Raw genomic sequence first — 19991 nt, 5'->3', positions numbered from 1 at the left:
ATAACCTCTAACTACGGCATTACGGCAACATCACTATCAATCAATCAGAAAGTAGATATGATTGCTGATAAATTTTATCTTTTCAGCATTACATAATTCAGTCATTTTATTAGTTAATTACTGAAATAATTGTGCTAATAGTGGTGTTTATTAGTAATTGTTGTTGAGCTTGCTTGACTTTAAATATTAAATTTATTAGCTATTTTTTTGGATAATATATATATCGTCATTTGTGTTCATCTGTAGTCTTAAATTATCGGTAATTTCTCTGTTTTTTTCTCAAACTACAGGCTGATGTAGATAAGCAGTACGAATGTACGAGATGTCAAACGACCCTGGTGTAAGAGATACCTTGAGTTTTATGATTGCTCGTGACACTATGCACCAAAATTTGTGGTTAGCAGCAATTGAAGATTTAGAATCTTCAGGACTCGAAACAACTCCAGTACCTAGTTCCTTCCCATTGGAATTAGAGAAACGCGAGTTTGCTTATCAATTCTGGAATCATTCTGAAGGTACGGAAAGTTCTGAAGGTCGTTGGGCAAAAGGTAAGTCAATAGATGGTAAGGGAGAATTCCAATATGTTGCTAACCCTCAACCTCTAGGCCCTGAACCACAACCACCACAACCAGACCCAACATTGCACGGTACGCCCAAAACTCAAGCCATACAAGGTAATGGTGCTAGTGGCGGTTCTGTTGTTGATAAGACAGTGATTAAAAGTTAGGAAAAATTTTGTAGGTTGGGTTTTGCGTTGACCCAACCTCTATGACTTGTTAAGCCAAGTGTTGTTGGACTTTGGCGACTAATTCATTTGTCCAATGTTGGGCGAGTTCGGCATCAGCGGCTTCAACCATGACTCTAATTACTGGTTCTGTACCAGAGGCGCGGACTAAGATTCTACCACTATCACCCATTGCGGCTTCGGCTAGGGCGATCGCATCTTGAACAGGTTGACAATCTTTCCACCCTAAACGGCGATCGCGATCTACAACTCTGACATTCTTTAATAATTGAGGATAAGTCTGGAAACTTTGGTCTACTAATTCGCTTAAAGAAACACCAGATTGTTTGACTAAGTTGGCAATATGCAACGCTGTTAATAACCCATCACCAGTAAAGCCATAATGTCTACACAAAATATGACCAGATTGTTCGCCGCCTAGCATTCCCCCTGTTCGCAGCATTTCTGCTTGCACATATTGATCACCAACGGCGGTACGAATCAATTTACCACCTTGTTGTTGCCAAGCGCGTTCAAACCCTAAGTTGGCCATGACGGTGGAAACTATCAAGTTATCTGGTAGCTGTTGCTGTTGTTGCAGATAACGACCCCACAGGTAAAGGATATAGTCGCCATTTATTTGTCTACCAGTATTATCGACTGCTAAAACGCGATCAGCATCGCCATCAAAAGCAAAGCCTATATCAGCATGATGTTCTTTAACTGCGGCTTGCAGAATATCCAGGTGGGTAGAACCACACTCAACATTAATGCGATCGCCATCTGCGGCATTATGTAAGCAGATGACTTCTGCACCCATTTCCATCAATACTTGGGGTGCTAACCCAACAGCTGCACCCCAAGCTAAATCTAAAACTATTTTCATCCCTTGCAGATTTCCACCATTTTGCAAGGGCTGTTTCAATGCTTGGCTGTATTCATTCACTAACTGCGGACGGGAATAATGTCTGCCGCAATTATTCATCCCACCTGCAACTGCTAACTTACCGCGTAATCCGGCTTCAATTTCTGCCTGTAATGCTTGTGGTAACTTCGCGCCATCGGCACCAAAAACTTTAATACCGTTGTCTTCTGGTGGGTTGTGACTGGCAGAAATCATCACGCCGCCGATCGCATCACTCATACTGGTAAGATAAGCAACGCAAGGAGTAGGACATAAGCCTAAATACCATACTTCAATCCCGGCTGCTGTTAACCCAGCACTCAACGCCATTGCTAACATATCGCTAGAATTACGCGAATCTTGCCCCAGAATTACTGGACGTGTTTCACCTGCATGGTTCCGTAAAACTACACCTGTCCAAAAACCTATTTGTAAAGCTAAAGGCGCATTCAGTAATTCTCCTACTTTCCCGCGAATCCCATCTGTCCCAAATAAAGGAGTTGCTGGTAGTGATATCAAACTAAATGCCAAATTCTCTTCCAGTCCTGTTTCACAACTATGAGATTCTGTGACAGAAAGACCTCGAATATTGCCTTGAGTTCTAGTTATTGATGAAACCATAATATTAAACACCCCACACCATAACACCAGAAAATATTACTTTACTCTTTAATTCAAACAATTCAAGTAGCTTTGATAAACTGCAAGTCTTTTGACTCAGCACTTTTATCTGTAATATATACTCGTTTTTCTTTTAAAGAATCTATTACCAATAGACTGAATTAAGTGAATCTCTCTAAAATTGTTCTGAGGTTTGTAAAGTTTTTATACAGAAACTCTACTAATCATCACCTTAGCCATAAATTTTACCCTTGGCGATGAGTGAATTAGTTAGTTTCTCGGAGTCCAATACAGATTTACAAAAGTATACACTCTGACTGCTTAAAAAATTTTAATATAAATTCTCATCAAATAGTTCTAATGTAACTTTTTAATGACCTTTCTTAGCCGTTCGTAAATCGGAACCTCGGTATATCCTTTTAAAGGTGAGAAATTTTAGTATGAGCAGCAATTTAGCCAGCAAATTGCGTGTCGGCACAAAAAAAGCCCACACGATGGCAGAAAATGTAGGTTTTGTCAAGTGCTTTTTAAAAGGAGTTGTAGAGAAGACTTCCTACCGTAAGCTAGTGGCTAACTTTTACTTCGTCTACTCGGCAATGGAAGAGGAGATGGAAAAGCACCGCCAGCACCCAATTGTTTCCCAAATTAATTTTCCCCAACTGCACCGCAAGCGTACCCTAGAACAAGACCTCAGCTTTTATTATGGTACTAACTGGCGTGAGCAAATCAAACTATCGCCAGCGGGTGAAGCTTATGTGCAACGCATCCGCGAAATTTCTGCGACAGAACCAGAATTATTAATTGCTCATTCTTACACCCGTTATTTAGGTGATTTATCCGGGGGACAAATTCTCAAGAACATTGCTGTAACAGCGATGAATTTGAATGAAGGTCAAGGAACAGCCTTCTATGAATTTGCCGACATTCCTGATGAAAAGGCATTTAAAGCCAATTATCGTCAAACAGTAGACGAACTACCCATTGATGATGCTACAGGCGATCGCATCGTTGAAGAAGCTAACGCAGCCTTTGGCATGAACATGAAGATGTTCCAAGAATTAGAAGGCAACTTAATTAAAGCGATCGGTATGATGTTATACAACAGCCTCACCCGTCGCCGGACACGCGGTAGTACCGAACTAGCTACAGCCGAGTAAATTTTTGTAAACTAAATTTAGTTACTTCTAGGGGCAATTTCCCTGGGGTCATCTTACTTAAGAGTAAGGCGATCGCAAGGAAGTTGCCCCACTTAAGTATCAAGGGTGAAGTATAAAATTATTGCAGTAAACAGTTTGGGGAAACTCTAACCTCTAGCCCCTAACCTCTCACCTCAACAAGACCACTGGAACAAAAAACACTATATACTTCATACTTCAGACTTCACACTTCTTAAAATGGCTACAAAAATTCCAGTCACTGTCATTACAGGCTTCTTAGGTAGCGGTAAAACCAGCCTAATTCGCCATCTGTTACAAAATAACCAAGGTCGTCGCATCGCCGTATTAGTCAACGAATTTGGCGAATTGGGTATTGATGGCGAATTATTGAAGTCTTGTCAAATTTGCCCTGAAGATGAAGAGAACGAGAATAATATTTTTGAGTTAACCAACGGCTGTTTGTGCTGCACTGTGCAGGAAGAATTTTATCCCACAATGCAAGAGTTAATTAAACGGCGCGACAGCATCGACTGTATTGTGATTGAAACATCTGGGTTAGCTTTGCCTAAACCCCTAGTTAAAGCCTTTCGTTGGCAAGAAATTCGCAACGCAGCCACTGTAGATGCCGTAATTACAGTAGTAGATTGTGCAGCTGTCGCCGCAGGCACATTTGCCAGCGATTTAGAAGCGATCGCTGCCCAACGCCAAGCAGATGATAGCCTAGAACATGAGACACCCTTGCAGGAATTATTTGAAGACCAACTCGCCTGTGCAGACTTGGTAGTTTTAAGTAAAACCGATTTGGTAGATGCAGCGACTAAAACCCAAGTAGAGGAATTAGTCAAACAAGAATTGCCCAGAGTAGTAAAAATGGTAGAGAGCGATCGCGGTCAAATCGATCCATCTGTATTATTAGGATTGCAAGCTGCCGTCGAAGATAATTTAGATAGTCGTCCCAGTCATCACGACAGCGAAGAAGACCACGACCACGACGACGAAATCACCTCAACACACGTCATTTTAGACCGCGCCTTTGACCCAGAAAAACTCCAACAACAGTTGCAAAATTTAGTCAACCAACAAGAAATCTACCGCATTAAAGGTTTTGTCGCCGTTCCTAATAAACCCATGCGCCTAGTTATGCAAGGCGTAGGAAACCGCTTTGATAAATTTTATGACCGTCCTTGGCAAACAACAGAAGCCAGACAAACCCGCTTAGTGTTTATCGGTCGTGATTTGAACTCCACAGAAATAGAATCCCAACTTGTAGCTTTGTAGGTTATTCTACTTTTGCTATTGATAGTAAACCAAGGTTTTTAGGACATCGGTAAATTATCAAACCTATAACCTGTAACCTGTAACCTATAACCTATAAACTGCTATACCTTTTATGACAATCTCGCAATTATTTGATATTGCCAATCTATTCGTTTTACCTTTTTGGGCGTTGATTATTCTCCTCCCCAACTGGAAAGTCACACGGCGAATTATGGAATCATACATTCCATTTTTGCCCTTAGCTGGAGCATATTTGTATTTATTTATTACCAGCATTACTCCAGAAAATGCCCAAGCTTTATCTAATCCCCAACTAGTGGATATTGCTCGATTTTTTGCCGATGAAACAGCCGCCGCAACAGGTTGGATTCATTTTTTAGTAATGGATTTATTTGTTGGCAGATTTATCTATTGGGAAGGTCAAAAAACCGGAGTTTGGACAATTCATTCTCTAATTCTTTGTTTGTTTGCTGGGCCAATGGGAGTGCTTTCTCACATCCTAACTTACTGGATTACCAAAGCAATTTCTCCCAACTTTCCAGCTAGTGAAGCAGCTACATCACCAGAACAAGCTGTATCAAGATAATTCGTAATTACAATTAATGGTGAATCTGATTCCACCATTAATTGATCATGGCAATCAAATAGGATTGCTATATTATGCAACGTATATAATTATTAGCTTCAAAATTAAATTATTATGGATATTTAAAACTACGTTTATAAGTTCCATATTTTCTCACGCATGATTCAGGATTGCTATATAGTTAACCTGATATTACTCTTGTTGACTTTGTTGTACTAGTTGGAGTCAGAAGTTCTACTCTTTACGGCAATTTTGGGCTTAATAAACTTCAAGGTCATGCGATCGCTCTCGCCAATAGCCAAGAAACGTTCCCTATCGTTTTGGCCTTGTCTCAAGGTTGGAGGTAACGTCCAAACGCCAGAAGGATAGTCTTTGGTATCTTTAGGATTGGCATTAATTTCTGATTTGCTTACCAATTTGAAGCCAGCTTTCTCCACAGCAGCAATTACGCCATCTTCAGACATATAACCTGTTTTAATACTTTCTTCTAAAGAAGTACCCGGCTTGGCGCGGTGTTCTTCCACTCCCAAAATTCCCCCTGGCTTGAGTGCTTTGTAAGCTACTGCATAAACCTGATCAGCATAGCCAGCACTCACCCAGTTATGAATATTGCGGAAAGTCACAACCATATCTACAGAGTTATCTGGGGCTAAAGTTAGTTCTTTTGGGGGATGAATCTGGGCAACTTTCACCTTACCAAAAACTTCTGGATTAGCTTCTAGCTTTTGTTGAAAAGCCAAAGCTAACTTCTGTTGGAAAATCACCGAGGGTTGTTTACTGTCGTTCGGCGCGAAGTTAGTAACTATGAGTTGTCCTTTGTCTGCCAGAAATGGGGCTAATATCTCGGTATACCAACCATTCCCCGGCCATAATTCAACTACGGTCATGTTGGGACGTAAACCAAAAAATTCCAAAGTTTCTGCTGGGTGACGATACTTGTCTCGTTCCCGATTGGCTAGGGAACGATGACCGTTAGCAATTATGCTTTGGAGTGTTGTTGTGCTATCCAAAGTTGTGGATGTTTTGCTCTGGTTAGCCAGAACACTCGGAGTTATCACAGATGCTAATACCAACAAAGCTAAAGCTAGGGCTTTGAGCAACCCAAGACAGCGCACAAGATTTTTCATAAATGTTTTTTGTCTTTTCTGCTTTAGCATAAAGTAATTTTCTTACGGAAAACTACTTAACTGGGAAATACAGATTAAACACTTAATTTACAGCCTTCGTGTTCATTTTTTCACCGCACACGATATCAGGCACTTGACTATAGTATTTTTTCTAGGTTTAGTGGTATAATTGTACTACTCATGCAGAATTAAATGCTCGTTCCAGTCAGGCGAAGGTAGCTAGTAGTTTTACGATTACTGGGCAACTCCATCGCTTGGCTTTTATGCTAGAAATAACGCACAATAAACAGTCTATACATGAATTCATAATTACGAATTACGAATTATTAGATTAGGAGGATGCAATGAACAGCTGCGTTTTAATGGCAGATATTATTCAAGAGCCGCAATTACGCTACACAGCAGATAATCTAGCAGTTACAGAAATGCTAGTACAGTTTGCCAATTCCCAAAGACCAGAAGATCCGCCAGCAACCTTGAAAGTGGTGAGTTGGGGAAATTTAGCTACAGATGTGCAGCAAAATTATCATCAAGGCGATCGCGTCATTATTGAAGGGCGCTTAGGTATGGTAACATTCGAGCGCCGGAACGAAGGTTTTAAAGAAAAACGTGCCGAACTCACAATTCAACGCATTCATCCTGTAGGTACAGGTTTTTACACTTCATCAGTCCCAGATACTTACTCGCAACCAGCACCTTCAGCGACAACGGCTCCCCCAGGTTATCCCCAAGCGGATGTTTCTAGTTATGAACCGTCACGCCCAACCGCCGCACCCGCTACGAGTAATGTTGGCGTTGCGCCGCCTGTTAAAAACACTGAACCAGCATATCAACCCAGCAATTTTGAGCGCACCTATACGCCAGCGACAGAAGAACCTGATCCTGATGATATTCCGTTTTAAACTGGACTTAGTAAAAATATCGTCTTTGAGAATGGGTGTAAGGGTTTTACTCACTTACACCCTTAATTTTTTGTACTGCGGCGTAAGTCACAAATCTATGAATACGGGGAACGCGTATTTATATTAAGTCTGAAAAGTTATTTGTGACATCAAGCTAAAATTAGCAAAAACTTCAGATTGCCAGCATAGTATCTAAACAACTGCTAAAATCCAAATAATTTTCTGTGAAATCCATACGCAACTCCTATGAGAGAAACAGTCCTAGAGGTTCGCAATCTCCAAGTTGAATTTTCCGGTGATGACAACAGTCTCAAAGCTGTAGATGGAATTTCGTTTGAACTACATCGGGGAGAAACTCTAGGAATTGTAGGAGAATCGGGAAGCGGGAAATCTGTAACCTCACTTGCAATCATGGGGTTGTTACAAACTCCCGGTAGGGTGAGTGGTGGAGAAATTTGGTTTCGTCAGCAGCCAGAAGCCAAGCCAATTAATTTAGTCGAGTTACCGCCAGAACAAATGCAGCTACACCGTGGCGGCGACTTGGCGATGATTTTCCAAGAACCGATGAGTTCGCTGAATCCAGTTTATACGATTGGCTTTCAGCTAACGGAAGCGATTATGCGCCATCAAAATGTTTCGATCACTGAAGCTAGGCAAATTGCGATCGCTGGTTTGCAAGAAGTCAAACTTTTGCCTAGCGATGAACTCATCAAACAACAATATCTCGAAACTTGGCCGCAAACTAACCCCCATTCACCCACACCAGATGATTACAAACTGGCACAGTTGGTAAAACAGCACAAAGAAGCCATCTTAGACCGTTATCCTCACCAACTTTCCGGCGGACAGTTGCAACGGGTGATGATTGCAATGGCAATTTCTTGTAACCCCTTGCTGTTAATTGCAGATGAACCAACCACAGCCTTAGATGTGACGGTGCAAGCCACAATTATTGATTTGTTGCGAGAATTGCAACAAACCCGCGAGATGGCGTTGATTTTTATCACCCACGACTTGGGATTAATCTCGGAAATTGCCGATAAAGTTGGGGTGATGTATAAGGGTAAAATTGTTGAATATGGTGCCGCAGCAGATATTTTTAGTCATCCGCAACATCCATATACTAAGGGCTTAGTCGCTTGTCGCCCCACACTCAACCATCGTCCCCATAAACTACTAACGGTGGCAGATTATATGAGTGTGGAGGAAACAGTTAACGGAGAGTTGTTAATTCAGGCGAAAGAACCGCCACAACCATCAGAAATTTCTCCAGAAGAAATTAGCACGCGATTGGCGAATCTGGAAGAAAAGCCAGCTTTATTGCAAATTCGTAATCTGAAAGTAGGTTTCCCGGTGCGGGGCGTGTTTGGTGGAACAAAACGCTACAATATGGCAGTGAATGATGTTTCCTTTGATGTTAAGCCAGGGGAAACTTTGGGTTTAGTGGGTGAGTCTGGTTGCGGTAAAACTACTCTCGGTCGGACTTTATTGCGATTAATTGAACCGATAAGTGGTGAGATTATTTTTGATGGGCAGAATATCACCAAGTTGAAGGGTGAAGCTTTGCAGAAACTCCGGCGGGAAATGCAAATTGTCTTTCAAAACCCCTTTAGCGCCCTTGACCCCCGGATCAAAGTTGGTGACGCAATTATGGAACCGTTGTTAATTCACTCTGTAGGTAAGACAGTTAAACAACGACGAGATAGAGTTGCGGAACTTTTAGAACGGGTGGGTTTGAGTCCAGATGCAATGAATCGTTATCCCCATCAGTTTTCCGGCGGTCAACGTCAACGGATTTGTATAGCCCGTTCTTTAGCTTTAAATCCGAGATTTATCATTTGTGATGAATCGGTTTCAGCGTTAGATGTATCGGTACAGGCGCAAGTATTGAATTTGCTGAAAGAATTACAAGATGAATTTCAACTAACTTATATCTTTATTTCCCATGATTTGAGTGTAGTGAAATTTATGAGCGATCGCATTTTAGTCATGAATCGCGGTCAAATTGTCGAACAAGGTACAGCTGAAAGCATCTATCGTGAACCAAAACAAGCATATACACAAAAGTTAATTGCGTCCATTCCTACAGGTAGCCCAGAAAGAATACGCGATCGGCATTTGCGAACAATATAAAACTACCAAGCAGCTTTATGTTTGTTCAATGCTGTGAGGTTTTAGCTGGCTGAATACCAAAATCGAATTTGCCATTGACAATGGTATGCCAAAACTAGCATATTGAGGATATGAGTACATTGCTAAAGCCAGTTGAATGGGTTGGAAGTTCTCTTGAGGATTTGAAAGAATTCCCAAAGGACGTTCAGGAAGTTATCGGGTACGCTTTGTACATAGCACAGTGTGGAGAAAAGCATCCTTCAGTTAAGCCACTCAAAGGATTTAAAGGTGCTGGGGTACTTGAAGTTGTAGAAGATTTTGATGGAGACACTTATCGAGCCGTTTATACGGTAAAACTAGCTGGGGTGGTCTATGTCTTACATTCTTTTCAGAAAAAATCAAAGCAAGGTATTGCTACCCCTAAACAAGATATTGAATTAATTGAAGCAAGGTTTAAACGAGCCAAAGAACATTACACAGAGAATTACAGCCAGCAAGAGGGAGATTAAAATATGACTCAAGAAATTAACGTGCAAGCAAGTAGTGGCAATGTGTTTGCAGATATGGGTTTAGAGAACTCTGATGAATTGCTGGTCAAAGCCGAACTTGCCCATAAGATCAGCGACATTATTACTAAACAGGAAATGACTCAAGCTGAAGCAGCAGAACTTTTAGGTATTGACCAACCTAAAGTCTCAGCATTAATCAATGGAAAGTTATCGGGCTTTTCGACTGTGAGACTTTTTCGTTTCTTAAATGCTTTAGGGCGAGATGTGGAAATTGTGGTGAAAGCTCAATCAAAAGCTCATTCGCATGGTCAAACGCGGGTTATTACTCCATCTGCTTCGGGAAATTGATTCTTGACTTCTTGAAGGTTCATGACTACAGTACCACCTAATACCATTTCACTTTAAGTTTGATACAAATAGGCCGCAGGGGAGCAGGGGGAAAGAATTAAAAACCAATGAATTTGCATCAAGATTTTCGTGAAATGGTATAACTATTTATTCTTAGAAAGTGCGATCGCTCGGTGAATGAACTTTGTCCGATATTTAGTGAATTTGAAAAACCTGTAGAGATGCAAATTTTTACATCTCTACAAACCAGCTATATGAATAATGAACTTTAAATAAGCTTAATAAGACTCATAGCTGTTAAATACTTGCAATTCGCCTTTTTTATTAAATGCAATCACAGAAAAAGGCTGTTTTGTATTTCCTATTTCCATTCCTGGTGTGCCTACAGGCATTGCGGGAACCGCTAAACCTGCAAGTTGGGGCTTTTGCTTTAGTAACCGCTTGATGTCATCAGCAGGAACATGACCTTCCATCACATAACCGTCAATAATTGCGGTGTGACAAGATGCTAACTCTGAAGGTAAATTATATTTTTGCTTAATTGCCTCCATTTCGTCAGTTTTGACATCTTGTTTAATTTTAAAACCATGTTTTTTTACATGGTCTAACCAATCTCCACAGCAGCTACAGCTAGGGCTACGATAAACAATCATTTCCTGCTTGCCGGAATAAGATTCAGTTTCATTGTCCCAACTACTCGCAGCGATCGCCGATGCAGAATTACTAGTTATACTCACTACAGTAATAATCATTATGCCTAGTACGACACGCCAGAATTTACTCATTCCCGAAGCTAAAAGTTTGTTCATTTTCCATACCTCTTTTATATAAAGAATTGTTAACTTCAATATATTCTGCTCCTAACCTCTAAACACCAGCAAAATTTGGCCTGTCGGTGGCTTCGGTTTACTCTGTCCATAATATAGTTAACACTCCAACCTGAAACGAGAAACTGAACATAGCTTGACTTTTGCTCGTATTACAATGTAGCATAAAGGTATTGATTAATTACCAGCTTGCTAGAAAAATCAGACTATACTTGTAGCATGTAGTTAAAATCTCTGGAAATTTCGCCCCAAATCAAATTTTGTAACACTTTGATGAAAAAAATTAAGTAAAGTAACCTTTATTAACCTTGATAGATATAGCAGTCCTCAATGAATCGTCAACACCTCGATTTTCTATGTATCTCTCCATAAGTAGTTGAGAAATCAAAGAAGATTGCTATAGTTGAGCAAACATTTTTACGCAAGTAAGTAAAAATATGGGATTTGATTATTTTAGTGGCAACGAAAGCACATCCAATAATAATAAACAGCAAAATTTATTGACTAGTGGGTGGCGGCCATTACAACGAGATTTAGATTGGGAATTTTTATGGCAACTTGCACAAAATGATACCAAGGAATTTGCCCAAAAAAGCTTTAATTTAGCTAGTACATTTAGTGAAGTTTTAGGGAGAAATAATTTTACTTGGTGGGCAAACTTATTAGGCGTAGCATCTGAAAATACCCGCTATGAATTAGAGAGGTTTTGGAATTATATTACACCCGACCCGCAATCGCCAGACCATCGTTATAAAGAAGTTTTGAGTACAGAAACACCGATATTACAATTTGTCAGTCGCAACAGCATACCCATTGATTATGTTTTGAACCGTCTACAAGAAATTACTGTTTTACGGGTTTTACAAATTTTAGGTAGACCTAATGTAATTACCCAGTATTACTCCGAGAGAGATTTTTATTTTCCTGTGGAAAAATTTATCAACTGGGAACGTTTAGATGTTGTCAATACTGTGAATGCGTATTGGTCAATGTATGACATTTGGCTGCAAATTGAACCTTACGATCGCGGTAGGCGACAATATACTTTAATGGCTAAAGATTTAGCGCCATTAGTTAACAAAGCTACTTACGATTTAGCGGTGATGTTAAGTGGCTATCAAAGTCGTGTGGGTAAGGTTCACAGTCAATTCCCCATTCGCACATTTCCCGCAGAGATTCAAAGTTTTACCGACACATTACAGCAAGCGGTTCTCAATCAAAATCAGTTAGCAGTTGTAGTACATGGCGAACCAGGAACAGGTAAAACCGCCTGGACACAAGCCGTAGCTAAAGAGATTCTTATGCCTTTAGGGTTTGTCATCTTTATTTTGGATCATGATGCGATCACTAATTTTGTCCCACCAACTTATTTAGAACGCATTTGTATTATTATTAACGAAGCTGACAACTTAGCGCAAAATCGCGCTTCGGAAATAGCCCAATCTAATAATAAAACCGAACATATTTTGAGTTTGTTGGATGGCACTTTATACCAAAGCGTCATTGATGAATCTGGGATTCAGATGAAACAGCGGTTAGTTGTGTTGATGACTTGCAATACCACCGAAAGATTAGATCCCGCAATGTTACGTAAAGGACGGGTAGATTTAATCGCTGAATTTACACAGCGATTTGTGTAAATTTAGGAAAAAGTTTGCTCAATTTTCAATTGGCGATCGCAATTGTGGATGATTCTCATCACACTCCTATACAAGCTAATCATAGAAATTCCTAGGGGGCTACGTTGCCCATATTTGACTTCCAGACCCTCAAACCAAGTTTGAAATTGTTGGTCTGACCAAGCTTGGGCTTCGTCTTCCAAACAACCCTTGAGCATTTCTAACCCACACTCACCAGGGAATTCAGCTGCTATAGCTGCAAGTCGGCACTCTTCCATAGCTTCAAAAACGGCAATCATGACAGTTATCCGATTTTTTTTGGTAAGTTTGCTGTATTGATTGTCAGTAAATGATGTGTGCATAATAATTACGATTTTATTAAAAAATCGTTAATATTTGAGTACCAACCGCTTTACGCTTATTTACATTTATTCAGCTAAACTGCCAGATTTCCTTGTTCCTGAAGAAGCATTTATCTTTCTGCTTCACGGTAGATGAAGTGATGCTACGTTAAATCCTGTGGTGTTCTATTACCCACTAGGCAGACTACTCAATTTTATTTTGCTCATGTCACAGCATCACTCCGTTACTGTAGACGATGTAAAAGCAGCACAAGCGCGGCTTGCAGGAATTGCTCATCTTACACCAGTACTAACTTCCAGAATTGTCAACGATCGCACCCATAGCGAAGTATTTTTTAAATGCGAAAACTTTCAACGCACAGGCGCATTTAAATTTCGGGGTGCGTACAATGCCTTAGTGCAGTTATCCCAAATTCAAAAGCAACAGGGCGTAATTACATTTTCCTCTGGAAATCATGCCCAAGCGATCGCTCTCGCGGGAAAGTTACTGCATATTCCTACAACTATTGTGATGCCTGATGATGCGCCAGAAGTAAAGCAACAAGCCACCCGCAGTTATGGCGCAGAAGTGATTTTATACAATCGCCAAGAAACTGACCGAGAAGAATTAGCCAAAACCCTAGCCAGCGATCGCCAGCTTACCTTGATTCCGCCTTACGATCATCCCCACGTCATCGCTGGACAAGGAACCACAGCCTTAGAACTGATTCAAGAAGTTGGTCAACTAGACTATTTATTAATTTGTTGTGGCGGTGGCGGATTAATATCAGGATGTGCGATCGCCACCAAAGCAATGTTACCTAAGTGTAAAGTTATTGGTGTCGAACCAGAACTGGCGGATGATGCAACTCGTTCCTTTCACAGCAAAACTCTGCAAACCGTCACTAACCCGCCAACAATTGCTGATGGTGTGCGGACTCCCAGCTTGGGTAAATTAACCTTTCCTCTAGTACTAAATTACGTCGATGATATGGTGACAGTCTCGGAAACTGCAATTATTAATAGTCTGTTTTTCCTGTGGGAACGGCTAAAAATTGTCGTTGAACCCACTGGTGCATTAGCCGCAGCAGCATTACTTAGCGGTGTAGTGTCAGTACCAAATGCAAAGGTTGGTGTAATTATCAGTGGTGGTAATGTAGATTTAGCAAAGGTTGCTAAATTATATTCAGGAAATTACTGAGGAGATTTTGAACTTTTTTTCTCGTTCGCCAGTCAAATAACGATGTGTTCGCCAACTGAGAAAGGATAACTCAAGTTATGACAGTAAAACCCAGATATTTGGTATTGTTGCTGTTCATCTTGTTGGTAGGAAGTAACCCCATCTATGCAGCTACTAAGCCTGTTGACCCAAAAATATTACACTTAATTAATCGTCTGAGTTTTGGGGCTAAACCGGGAGACATTCAAAAAGTCCAGTCTTTAGGTGTAGAGGGCTATATTAAACAACAACTTTCACCCAATTCCATATCCGAACCGCCCAGCCTCACCCGCCAGCTTTCACAGCTAGAAACACTCCGGTTAAATACAGTCGAAGTTAGAGAATATCTCAAGAATTCGCCACAACCAAATACACCCGAAAACAGATACCAGCCACAGAGAAAAGACAAAATTATCCAAGAAGCAGTCAAAGCCAGGTTATTACGAGCTACTAACAGTAACCGCCAACTTCAAGAAGTGATGGTGGACTTTTGGTATAACCACTTCAATGTCTATGGAGGTAAAGGAAATGCTCGCCTTTGGACGAGTGCATACGAACAAGAAGCCATCAGACCTTATGTTTTTGGGCGATTTCGTGATTTATTAGGTGCAACAGCCCATCATCCAGCAATGCTATTTTATTTAGACAATTGGCTAAATAAAGGTAGTGGTCATCGTGGTGTCACTCCCAAGGTAAACGAAAACTACGCGCGGGAATTGATGGAACTGCATACTCTAGGTGCAGATGGTGGCTATACCCAACAAGATGTGATTGCTTTAGCGAGAATTTTTACTGGTTGGGGAATAGCTCGTCCTAATCAACAGACAAATGGCAAATCGCTATTTTATTTTGAACCCAAGTTTCATGATCCGAGTGATAAAGTTTTTTTAGGACACACCATTAAAAGCAGTGGTCAAGCTGAAGGCGAAGCAGCTTTAGATATTTTGGCACGGAGTCCAGCGACGGCTCATCATATTAGTTACCAGTTGGCTCAGTATTTTGTCAGCGATCGCCCACCTACATCTTTAGTTAATCGTCTCACACAACGCTTTCTCAAAACCGATGGCAATATTCGCGCTGTTTTAGAAACTTTGTTCCAAAGCCCAGAATTCTGGGATAAAAAATATTTCAACGCCAAATTTAAAACACCGTTGCAATACACTGTCTCAGCCGTCCGGGCTACAGGGCTGGAGGTGAACAATACCCTACCCCTTTCCCGCAACTTGGAACAATTAGAAATGCCTTTATATGGTTGTCGAACTCCTGATGGATTCAAAAATACAGAAGATGTCTGGTTGAATCCCGAAGCGATGAACCGTCGCCTCAGCTTTGCAACTGCATTAGGTGGTGGTCGCGTACCACTGCTAGGAAAAGTCAATAATCCACCCAAAAATAAAAGCATCAACCGCATTCAACCCCTGGATGCGACTCAGTTAATTAACACCTTGGGTAACTCTCTTTCGCCCAAAACCCAAAGTGCGATCGCCACTAGTCCCCCAGAACTCAAAGCCGCATTAGTCCTGGGTAGCCCAGAATTTATGCGCCGTTAGTTATGGACAGCTACTAGGTTCATACTCAGCACTCAGCGAGAAGTTGCGTGCGGGGATTCCCCCGTTGAGCAAACTTCGGTAACTCAGCACTCAGCACTTTAAATTACCAATATGAAAAGACGTGATTTTCTCATCCAAGCAGGACTGTTTTCTACAACTGCGATCGCCTCTGTTAGTTGTGATACTTGGGTAGTTCATTCTGCTACTAATAAAAGCGATCGCCAGCGTTTGATTGTGATTTTAATGCGTGGTGGTGCAGATGGTTTAAATATCGTAGTTCCTTACACAGAGCCAGCTTACTATCAAGCCCGTCCCAAAATCGCCCTTGCCAAACCCGGACAAGAAAAAGGCGTTTTCGATTTAGATGGACACTTCGGCTTACATCCAGCTTTAGCACCAATCATGCCTCTGTGGCAACAAGGTAATTTAGCCTTTGTTCATGCTGCGGGTTCCCCCGATCCCTCTCGTTCCCATTTTGACGCGCAGTTTTATATGGAAATTGGCATTCCTGGGAACCAAAGAATTAGCGAAGGTTGGATGAATCGTTTATTGGGTGCTATCTCTAACAAAACACCCATCCAAGCAGTCAGTTTGGGTAGCACCAAACCCCGCATTTTGAATGGTTTAATGCCAGTTGCTAACATAGGTTCTGGGAGAAATGCTGACAAACCAATTTCTTTAGATCGACCAAAAGTAGGCGCAGCATTTGATCGGTTATACAGTGGTAATGACGTTCTTAGTCAAACCTATCATCAAGGACGCGTTGCCCGTGCCGCTTTGATGGATGACTTCGCCCAAGAAATGAAAATGGCGAATAATGGCGCACCATCACCCGATGTTTTTGTCGGTGATGCTCAACGCTTAGGTAAACTGATGGCTAAAGACCCCAAAATTGAATTAGGGTTTATGTCCTTGGGTGGTTGGGATACACATATTAATCAAGGTAGCGATCGCGGTTATTTAGCCAAAAGCTTAGGAAGTTTGGGTAAAGGGTTAGCCGCTTTAGTCCAAAATCTAGGCCCAGCTTACCAAAACACAGTCATTTTAGTTATGTCTGAATTTGGTCGGACATTACGGGAAAATGGCAATGGTGGTACTGATCATGGCCACGGAAATGTGATGTGGGTTTTAGGTGGCAAAGTCCGTGGTGGTAAAGTTTATGGCGAATGGCCTGGTTTGGACACTGCTGCACTTTACGAAAAAAGAGACTTGGCTGTAACTACCGATTTTCGAGATGTAATTTCTGATGTGTTAGCACAACATTTATCTGTGAATGACACGCAACTAAGTAAAGTTTTCCCCAGTTATGTGCCGAAACAAAAAATCGCTCTGTTATAGCAGGTGATAGTATTCAAATCAAAGCATTGTCTACCAAATATAACAAGTATTATTTATCACATTTTTTAACCAAATACTGATTTCCCAAAAGTGTTTGCTAAGATGATTAGTTACATAAGTTAACATTCTCTCCAGTTATGACCACAATTAAGACGGCTTTCCAGACACATCAAGAAGAAGTCACGCGATTGTTTTCCCATCTGCAAGTTGAGGGAAACAAGCTGACTCATCAACCTGGCAGTGTACTGGGAAGTACCGCCTTAGTTGCAGGCACAACTGTTGGTGCGGGAATTTTGGCCTTACCTGCGGTGACATTACCCTCTGGTATCATCCCATCTACAGTCTTATTGATTGCTGTCTGGCTATATACTTTAGTTGCCGGGTTGTTAATTGCCGAAGTTAGCATTAATACCATGCGTCTAGCAGGTCGCCCCAGCGTAAGTTTACTAGCTATGATTGAAACTGCCTTGGGGCTTAACGGAGCGCGGATGGCTGGTGCTGCCTATCTGCTTCTGCACTACGCTTTGTTAGTAGCATATATTACCCAGGGTGGAGAGATTTTGATGTCTGCGGTTTCCCATCTTTGGGGTGTGCAGAATTCATTACCTAGCTGGATAGGAACTACAGCCTTTACACTGCTGTTTGGCAGCATTATGTATTTAGGACGGGGAAAATTTATTGAAAAATTGAATAACTTCTTGGTGGGAATTGTACTTGCGTCTTTTCTGGGACTATTGTTGCTAGGATTCACCCAAGTCAAAGGTGTACATTTATTGTTTCAAAATTGGAGTGCGTTAAGTACTGCCATCCCAGTTATGCTTGTGGCATTGTTTTACCATAACATTGTGCCAGTTGTGGTCACACAGCTAGAAGGAGATAGTCGCAAGGTTCGCCAGTCAATTATCATTGGTTCAGCAATTCCTCTGCTGATGTTTTTAGCTTGGAATGCCGTGATTTTAGGCAGTGTCAGTTCAGAGATGATTTATGGTAAAACTATTTTCGATCCTATACAAGTGCTGCGGGCGGGCGGCGGTGGAGAATTATTAGGAGTATTAGTTTCTATTTTTTCAGAATTTGCGATCGCCACATCTTTTATCGGATTTGTTTATGGCTTGCTAGATTTCTTCCAAGATATTTTCGCAACTACACAAAATAAACCTGCCAGTCGCTTACCCTTATACTCACTAGTTTTACTACCACCTATAGGTTTAGGCGCAGTCAACCCCAGCATTTTCTTCACAGCTTTAGACTTTACTGGTACTTTTAGCATTTCCATTTTAGGTGGCATCATTCCTGCATTAGCCACATGGAAACAACGTCAACAACTCCAACACTCAAATCACTTTGTCCCTGGCGGTAAGCTGACATTAATATTAATGATTGGCATTGCATTAGGCATAATCTTAAAAGAAATTTTTGCTGTATGAACACTCCACGCCTAGTCAAAATTAGTAAATTCTTGAGTAAATATCTCCGCCATCAACCAGAATCTTTAGGAATTACACTTGCGCCGGGAGGTTGGGTTGCAGTTGATGAACTTTTAGCGGCTTGTGCAGAACATAAGTTTCCTATTACACCCCAGGAATTAGCAGCCGTAGTCGCCACTAACGATAAACAACGCTTTAGTTTCGACTCTACAGGTAATTTGATTCGCGCTAACCAAGGCCACAGCGTAGAAATTGATTTACAATTACTCCCATCTGTTCCCCCTGACTTACTGTATCACGGGACAGGACACAAAGCCGTCGAGTCTATCCTGCAAACCGGACTGAGTAAAATGTCTCGACATCATGTCCATTTATCGCAGGATATTGCTACAGCCAAAACTGTCGGCGCACGACATGGTAAACCTGTTGTTTTTGCCGTAGATGCAGCGACTATGTATCAAATGGGTTACATATTCTACTGTTCTGAGAATAGTGTGTGGTTAGTAGATGCTGTACCGCCTGAATATCTGCATCAACTATAAAATTAGAATCTGCTACTAGGGAAGAATAGCAAATCGACAGCTTCACCAATAAATAAACCTGCTCCTGCCAAGAGTGTTAATATCCGAAATGAAGCTTTTTTGTCGAAACCAGCAAACCGCATTTCTAAATCTGCCAACAATGTAGTTGCTATTGGTATCAAAAACAAACTAAACAATAGCGACCAAGTGGCAACTAAAGCCACTGATGCACCTAAAGATAAAATAACAATTAAAATTTTAGAACCAACAGCCGTTAACTCCTCCAGCCAAGCATTACTTCTGCGGACAACAGCTATAGCCACAACCGCAACAAAAGCCCCGACTAACCAAACGATGTGATGCACAGCCAGATACCATCCCAGCAAGGCATAAGCCAGCCACAATAGTACAAGCGGCATCATAGGAATCCTAGTCGAAAATTCCGCGTTCATATTTTTTAATAATGATCATAATTTTAAAATTGATCACTTAAATTCTAATCAAAAATTGATGATACAAATTTCATCGAAACTGTAATTAATACTTTGTAAATATCTCACACAAAAACAAAAAATAGAAAATATTAAAATCTGCGTAATTATAGTTGCAATATTGTCATAATTATGCTTTTTACAAAATTAGGGAGACTTTTAATAAATCCTACGAATCTTTTGCAGGTTATAGGACTCATATTTGATTTGGAGAAAAAAACTCAGTAGACTTTTATTCCTTCTTACCTGTTCCCTGTTTCCTGTTCCCTTCCTACGTAAATAATTTCAGGAATCAAAGCGGATTCATATAAATGTATTTTAGCCATAAGTATGAAATACATCTAAAAACTTCAAAGACTTATATAGGAATCATATTTGATTTTTGAAAAA

18 protein-coding genes and 1 pseudogene are annotated in these 19991 nt (G+C 40.9%); 14 read left to right on the top strand and 5 right to left on the bottom strand.

The features are described from left to right. Nucleotides 1-304 precede the first annotated feature (304 nt). Nucleotides 305-727: pseudogene (locus tag NCWK1_RS26750) on the top strand (manganese catalase family protein); the annotation flags it as partial. Nucleotides 728-776: 49 nt separating this feature from the next. Here the strand turns inward: NCWK1_RS26750 and glmM are convergent. After that, entirely contained in the window at nucleotides 777-2249 is a 1473-nt protein-coding gene (gene glmM, locus NCWK1_RS26745; protein WP_103126794.1) for a phosphoglucosamine mutase, read from the bottom strand. 440 nt (nucleotides 2250-2689) lie between these two features. Here glmM and NCWK1_RS26740 point away from each other — a divergent pair, with 440 nt between their 5' ends. From NCWK1_RS26740 to NCWK1_RS26730, 3 genes are all read left to right on the top strand, one after another. Beyond that, a complete protein-coding gene (locus NCWK1_RS26740; RefSeq protein WP_103126793.1) occupies nucleotides 2690-3406 on the top strand; it encodes a biliverdin-producing heme oxygenase in 717 nt (238 codons plus the stop codon). A gap of 237 nt (nucleotides 3407-3643) precedes the next feature. Then, nucleotides 3644-4684, top strand: coding sequence for a cobalamin biosynthesis protein CobW (gene cobW / locus NCWK1_RS26735; RefSeq protein ID WP_096579326.1), 1041 nt, complete (start codon nucleotides 3644-3646; stop codon nucleotides 4682-4684). Between the two features lie 112 nt (nucleotides 4685-4796). After that, nucleotides 4797-5270 carry an ABA4-like family protein gene (locus NCWK1_RS26730; protein ID WP_103126792.1) on the top strand — a complete coding sequence of 158 codons (474 nt, stop codon included), beginning with the start codon at nucleotides 4797-4799 and terminating at the stop codon, nucleotides 5268-5270. 215 nt (nucleotides 5271-5485) lie between these two features. Here NCWK1_RS26730 and NCWK1_RS26725 read toward each other — a convergent pair whose 3' ends face one another. After that, complete coding sequence (locus tag NCWK1_RS26725) at nucleotides 5486-6397, bottom strand: class I SAM-dependent methyltransferase (RefSeq protein ID WP_245894999.1); 912 nt, start codon at nucleotides 6395-6397, stop codon at nucleotides 5486-5488. 344 nt (nucleotides 6398-6741) lie between these two features. On the opposite strand from NCWK1_RS26725, the gene NCWK1_RS26720 reads away from it, so the two are divergent. The 4 genes from NCWK1_RS26720 to NCWK1_RS26705 all read left to right on the top strand — a co-directional run bounded on the left by NCWK1_RS26720 (nucleotide 6742) and on the right by NCWK1_RS26705 (nucleotide 10268). Continuing rightward, entirely contained in the window at nucleotides 6742-7299 is a 558-nt protein-coding gene (locus tag NCWK1_RS26720) for a single-stranded DNA-binding protein (RefSeq protein WP_103126790.1), read from the top strand. A 246-nt stretch (nucleotides 7300-7545) separates the two neighbouring features. Further along, complete coding sequence (locus NCWK1_RS26715) at nucleotides 7546-9432, top strand: ABC transporter ATP-binding protein (RefSeq protein ID WP_103126789.1); 1887 nt, start codon at nucleotides 7546-7548, stop codon at nucleotides 9430-9432. 110 nt (nucleotides 9433-9542) lie between these two features. Further along, nucleotides 9543-9920, top strand: a complete 378-nt coding sequence (locus NCWK1_RS26710) for a type II toxin-antitoxin system RelE/ParE family toxin (protein ID WP_096579336.1) — start codon at nucleotides 9543-9545, stop codon at nucleotides 9918-9920. A 3-nt stretch (nucleotides 9921-9923) separates the two neighbouring features. Beyond that, nucleotides 9924-10268 carry a helix-turn-helix domain-containing protein gene (locus NCWK1_RS26705; protein WP_103126788.1) on the top strand — a complete coding sequence of 115 codons (345 nt, stop codon included), beginning with the start codon at nucleotides 9924-9926 and terminating at the stop codon, nucleotides 10266-10268. Nucleotides 10269-10546: 278 nt separating this feature from the next. On the opposite strand, the gene NCWK1_RS26700 is transcribed toward NCWK1_RS26705, so the two are convergent. Continuing rightward, on the bottom strand, nucleotides 10547-11077 hold the full coding sequence (locus tag NCWK1_RS26700; RefSeq protein WP_103126787.1) for a DUF411 domain-containing protein: 531 nt from the start codon (nucleotides 11075-11077) through the stop codon (nucleotides 10547-10549). 455 nt (nucleotides 11078-11532) lie between these two features. Here NCWK1_RS26700 and NCWK1_RS26695 point away from each other — a divergent pair, with 455 nt between their 5' ends. Then, nucleotides 11533-12735: an AAA family ATPase gene (locus tag NCWK1_RS26695; protein WP_103126786.1), complete on the top strand. Its 1203-nt coding sequence runs from the start codon at nucleotides 11533-11535 to the stop codon at nucleotides 12733-12735. 2 nt (nucleotides 12736-12737) lie between these two features. On the opposite strand, the gene NCWK1_RS26690 is transcribed toward NCWK1_RS26695, so the two are convergent. Beyond that, entirely contained in the window at nucleotides 12738-13076 is a 339-nt protein-coding gene (locus tag NCWK1_RS26690) for a hypothetical protein (RefSeq protein WP_146034048.1), read from the bottom strand. A 205-nt stretch (nucleotides 13077-13281) separates the two neighbouring features. Here NCWK1_RS26690 and NCWK1_RS26685 point away from each other — a divergent pair, with 205 nt between their 5' ends. The 5 genes from NCWK1_RS26685 (at nucleotide 13282) to NCWK1_RS26665 (ending at nucleotide 19131) form a co-directional block, all read left to right on the top strand. Further along, nucleotides 13282-14256, top strand: coding sequence for a threo-3-hydroxy-L-aspartate ammonia-lyase (locus tag NCWK1_RS26685; RefSeq protein ID WP_103126785.1), 975 nt, complete (start codon nucleotides 13282-13284; stop codon nucleotides 14254-14256). Nucleotides 14257-14333: 77 nt separating this feature from the next. Continuing rightward, nucleotides 14334-15824 (top strand): DUF1800 domain-containing protein, encoded by a 1491-nt coding sequence (locus tag NCWK1_RS26680; RefSeq protein WP_103126784.1) that lies wholly within the window; start codon nucleotides 14334-14336, stop codon nucleotides 15822-15824. A gap of 111 nt (nucleotides 15825-15935) precedes the next feature. Beyond that, the gene (locus NCWK1_RS26675) at nucleotides 15936-17162 is read left to right on the top strand and encodes a DUF1501 domain-containing protein (RefSeq protein ID WP_103126783.1); all 1227 of its coding nucleotides are present in this window, start codon (nucleotides 15936-15938) and stop codon (nucleotides 17160-17162) included. 137 nt (nucleotides 17163-17299) lie between these two features. Continuing rightward, nucleotides 17300-18589, top strand: coding sequence for an amino acid permease (locus tag NCWK1_RS26670; protein ID WP_187308258.1), 1290 nt, complete (start codon nucleotides 17300-17302; stop codon nucleotides 18587-18589). Next, nucleotides 18586-19131, top strand: coding sequence for an RNA 2'-phosphotransferase (locus NCWK1_RS26665; RefSeq protein ID WP_103126782.1), 546 nt, complete (start codon nucleotides 18586-18588; stop codon nucleotides 19129-19131). The genes NCWK1_RS26670 and NCWK1_RS26665 overlap by 4 nt, the downstream gene beginning before the upstream one ends. A gap of 2 nt (nucleotides 19132-19133) precedes the next feature. Here the strand turns inward: NCWK1_RS26665 and NCWK1_RS26660 are convergent, their stop codons facing one another. After that, nucleotides 19134-19562, bottom strand: coding sequence for a hypothetical protein (locus NCWK1_RS26660; RefSeq protein ID WP_096579354.1), 429 nt, complete (start codon nucleotides 19560-19562; stop codon nucleotides 19134-19136). Nucleotides 19563-19991 lie beyond the last annotated feature (429 nt).

The organism is Nostoc cycadae WK-1 (genome assembly GCF_002897135.1).
In the GTDB taxonomy this organism is placed as follows: domain Bacteria; phylum Cyanobacteriota; class Cyanobacteriia; order Cyanobacteriales; family Nostocaceae; genus Nostoc_B.
Note: the sequence above shows the minus strand (reverse complement) of the source record. Positions and strands in the feature narration are given on the sequence as shown.

Bases quoted from the DNA above. Each gene is read 5' to 3' on its own strand.
- NCWK1_RS26685 (WP_103126785.1), top strand. From the start codon at position 13,282: ATGTCACAGCATCACTCCGTTACTGTAGACGATGTAAAAGCAGCACAA.
- NCWK1_RS26725 (WP_245894999.1), bottom strand. From the start codon at position 6,397: ATGAAAAATCTTGTGCGCTGTCTTGGGTTGCTCAAAGCCCTAGCTTTA.
- NCWK1_RS26660 (WP_096579354.1), bottom strand. From the start codon at position 19,562: ATGAACGCGGAATTTTCGACTAGGATTCCTATGATGCCGCTTGTACTA.
- NCWK1_RS26720 (WP_103126790.1), top strand. From the start codon at position 6,742: ATGAACAGCTGCGTTTTAATGGCAGATATTATTCAAGAGCCGCAATTA.
- NCWK1_RS26700 (WP_103126787.1), bottom strand. From the start codon at position 11,077: ATGAACAAACTTTTAGCTTCGGGAATGAGTAAATTCTGGCGTGTCGTA.
- glmM (WP_103126794.1), bottom strand. From the start codon at position 2,249: ATGGTTTCATCAATAACTAGAACTCAAGGCAATATTCGAGGTCTTTCT.
- NCWK1_RS26705 (WP_103126788.1), top strand. From the start codon at position 9,924: ATGACTCAAGAAATTAACGTGCAAGCAAGTAGTGGCAATGTGTTTGCA.
- NCWK1_RS26675 (WP_103126783.1), top strand. From the start codon at position 15,936: ATGAAAAGACGTGATTTTCTCATCCAAGCAGGACTGTTTTCTACAACT.
- NCWK1_RS26680 (WP_103126784.1), top strand. From the start codon at position 14,334: ATGACAGTAAAACCCAGATATTTGGTATTGTTGCTGTTCATCTTGTTG.
- cobW (WP_096579326.1), top strand. From the start codon at position 3,644: ATGGCTACAAAAATTCCAGTCACTGTCATTACAGGCTTCTTAGGTAGC.
- NCWK1_RS26670 (WP_187308258.1), top strand. From the start codon at position 17,300: ATGACCACAATTAAGACGGCTTTCCAGACACATCAAGAAGAAGTCACG.
- NCWK1_RS26710 (WP_096579336.1), top strand. From the start codon at position 9,543: ATGAGTACATTGCTAAAGCCAGTTGAATGGGTTGGAAGTTCTCTTGAG.
- NCWK1_RS26695 (WP_103126786.1), top strand. From the start codon at position 11,533: ATGGGATTTGATTATTTTAGTGGCAACGAAAGCACATCCAATAATAAT.
- NCWK1_RS26740 (WP_103126793.1), top strand. From the start codon at position 2,690: ATGAGCAGCAATTTAGCCAGCAAATTGCGTGTCGGCACAAAAAAAGCC.
- NCWK1_RS26665 (WP_103126782.1), top strand. From the start codon at position 18,586: ATGAACACTCCACGCCTAGTCAAAATTAGTAAATTCTTGAGTAAATAT.
- NCWK1_RS26730 (WP_103126792.1), top strand. From the start codon at position 4,797: ATGACAATCTCGCAATTATTTGATATTGCCAATCTATTCGTTTTACCT.
- NCWK1_RS26715 (WP_103126789.1), top strand. From the start codon at position 7,546: ATGAGAGAAACAGTCCTAGAGGTTCGCAATCTCCAAGTTGAATTTTCC.
- NCWK1_RS26690 (WP_146034048.1), bottom strand. From the start codon at position 13,076: ATGCACACATCATTTACTGACAATCAATACAGCAAACTTACCAAAAAA.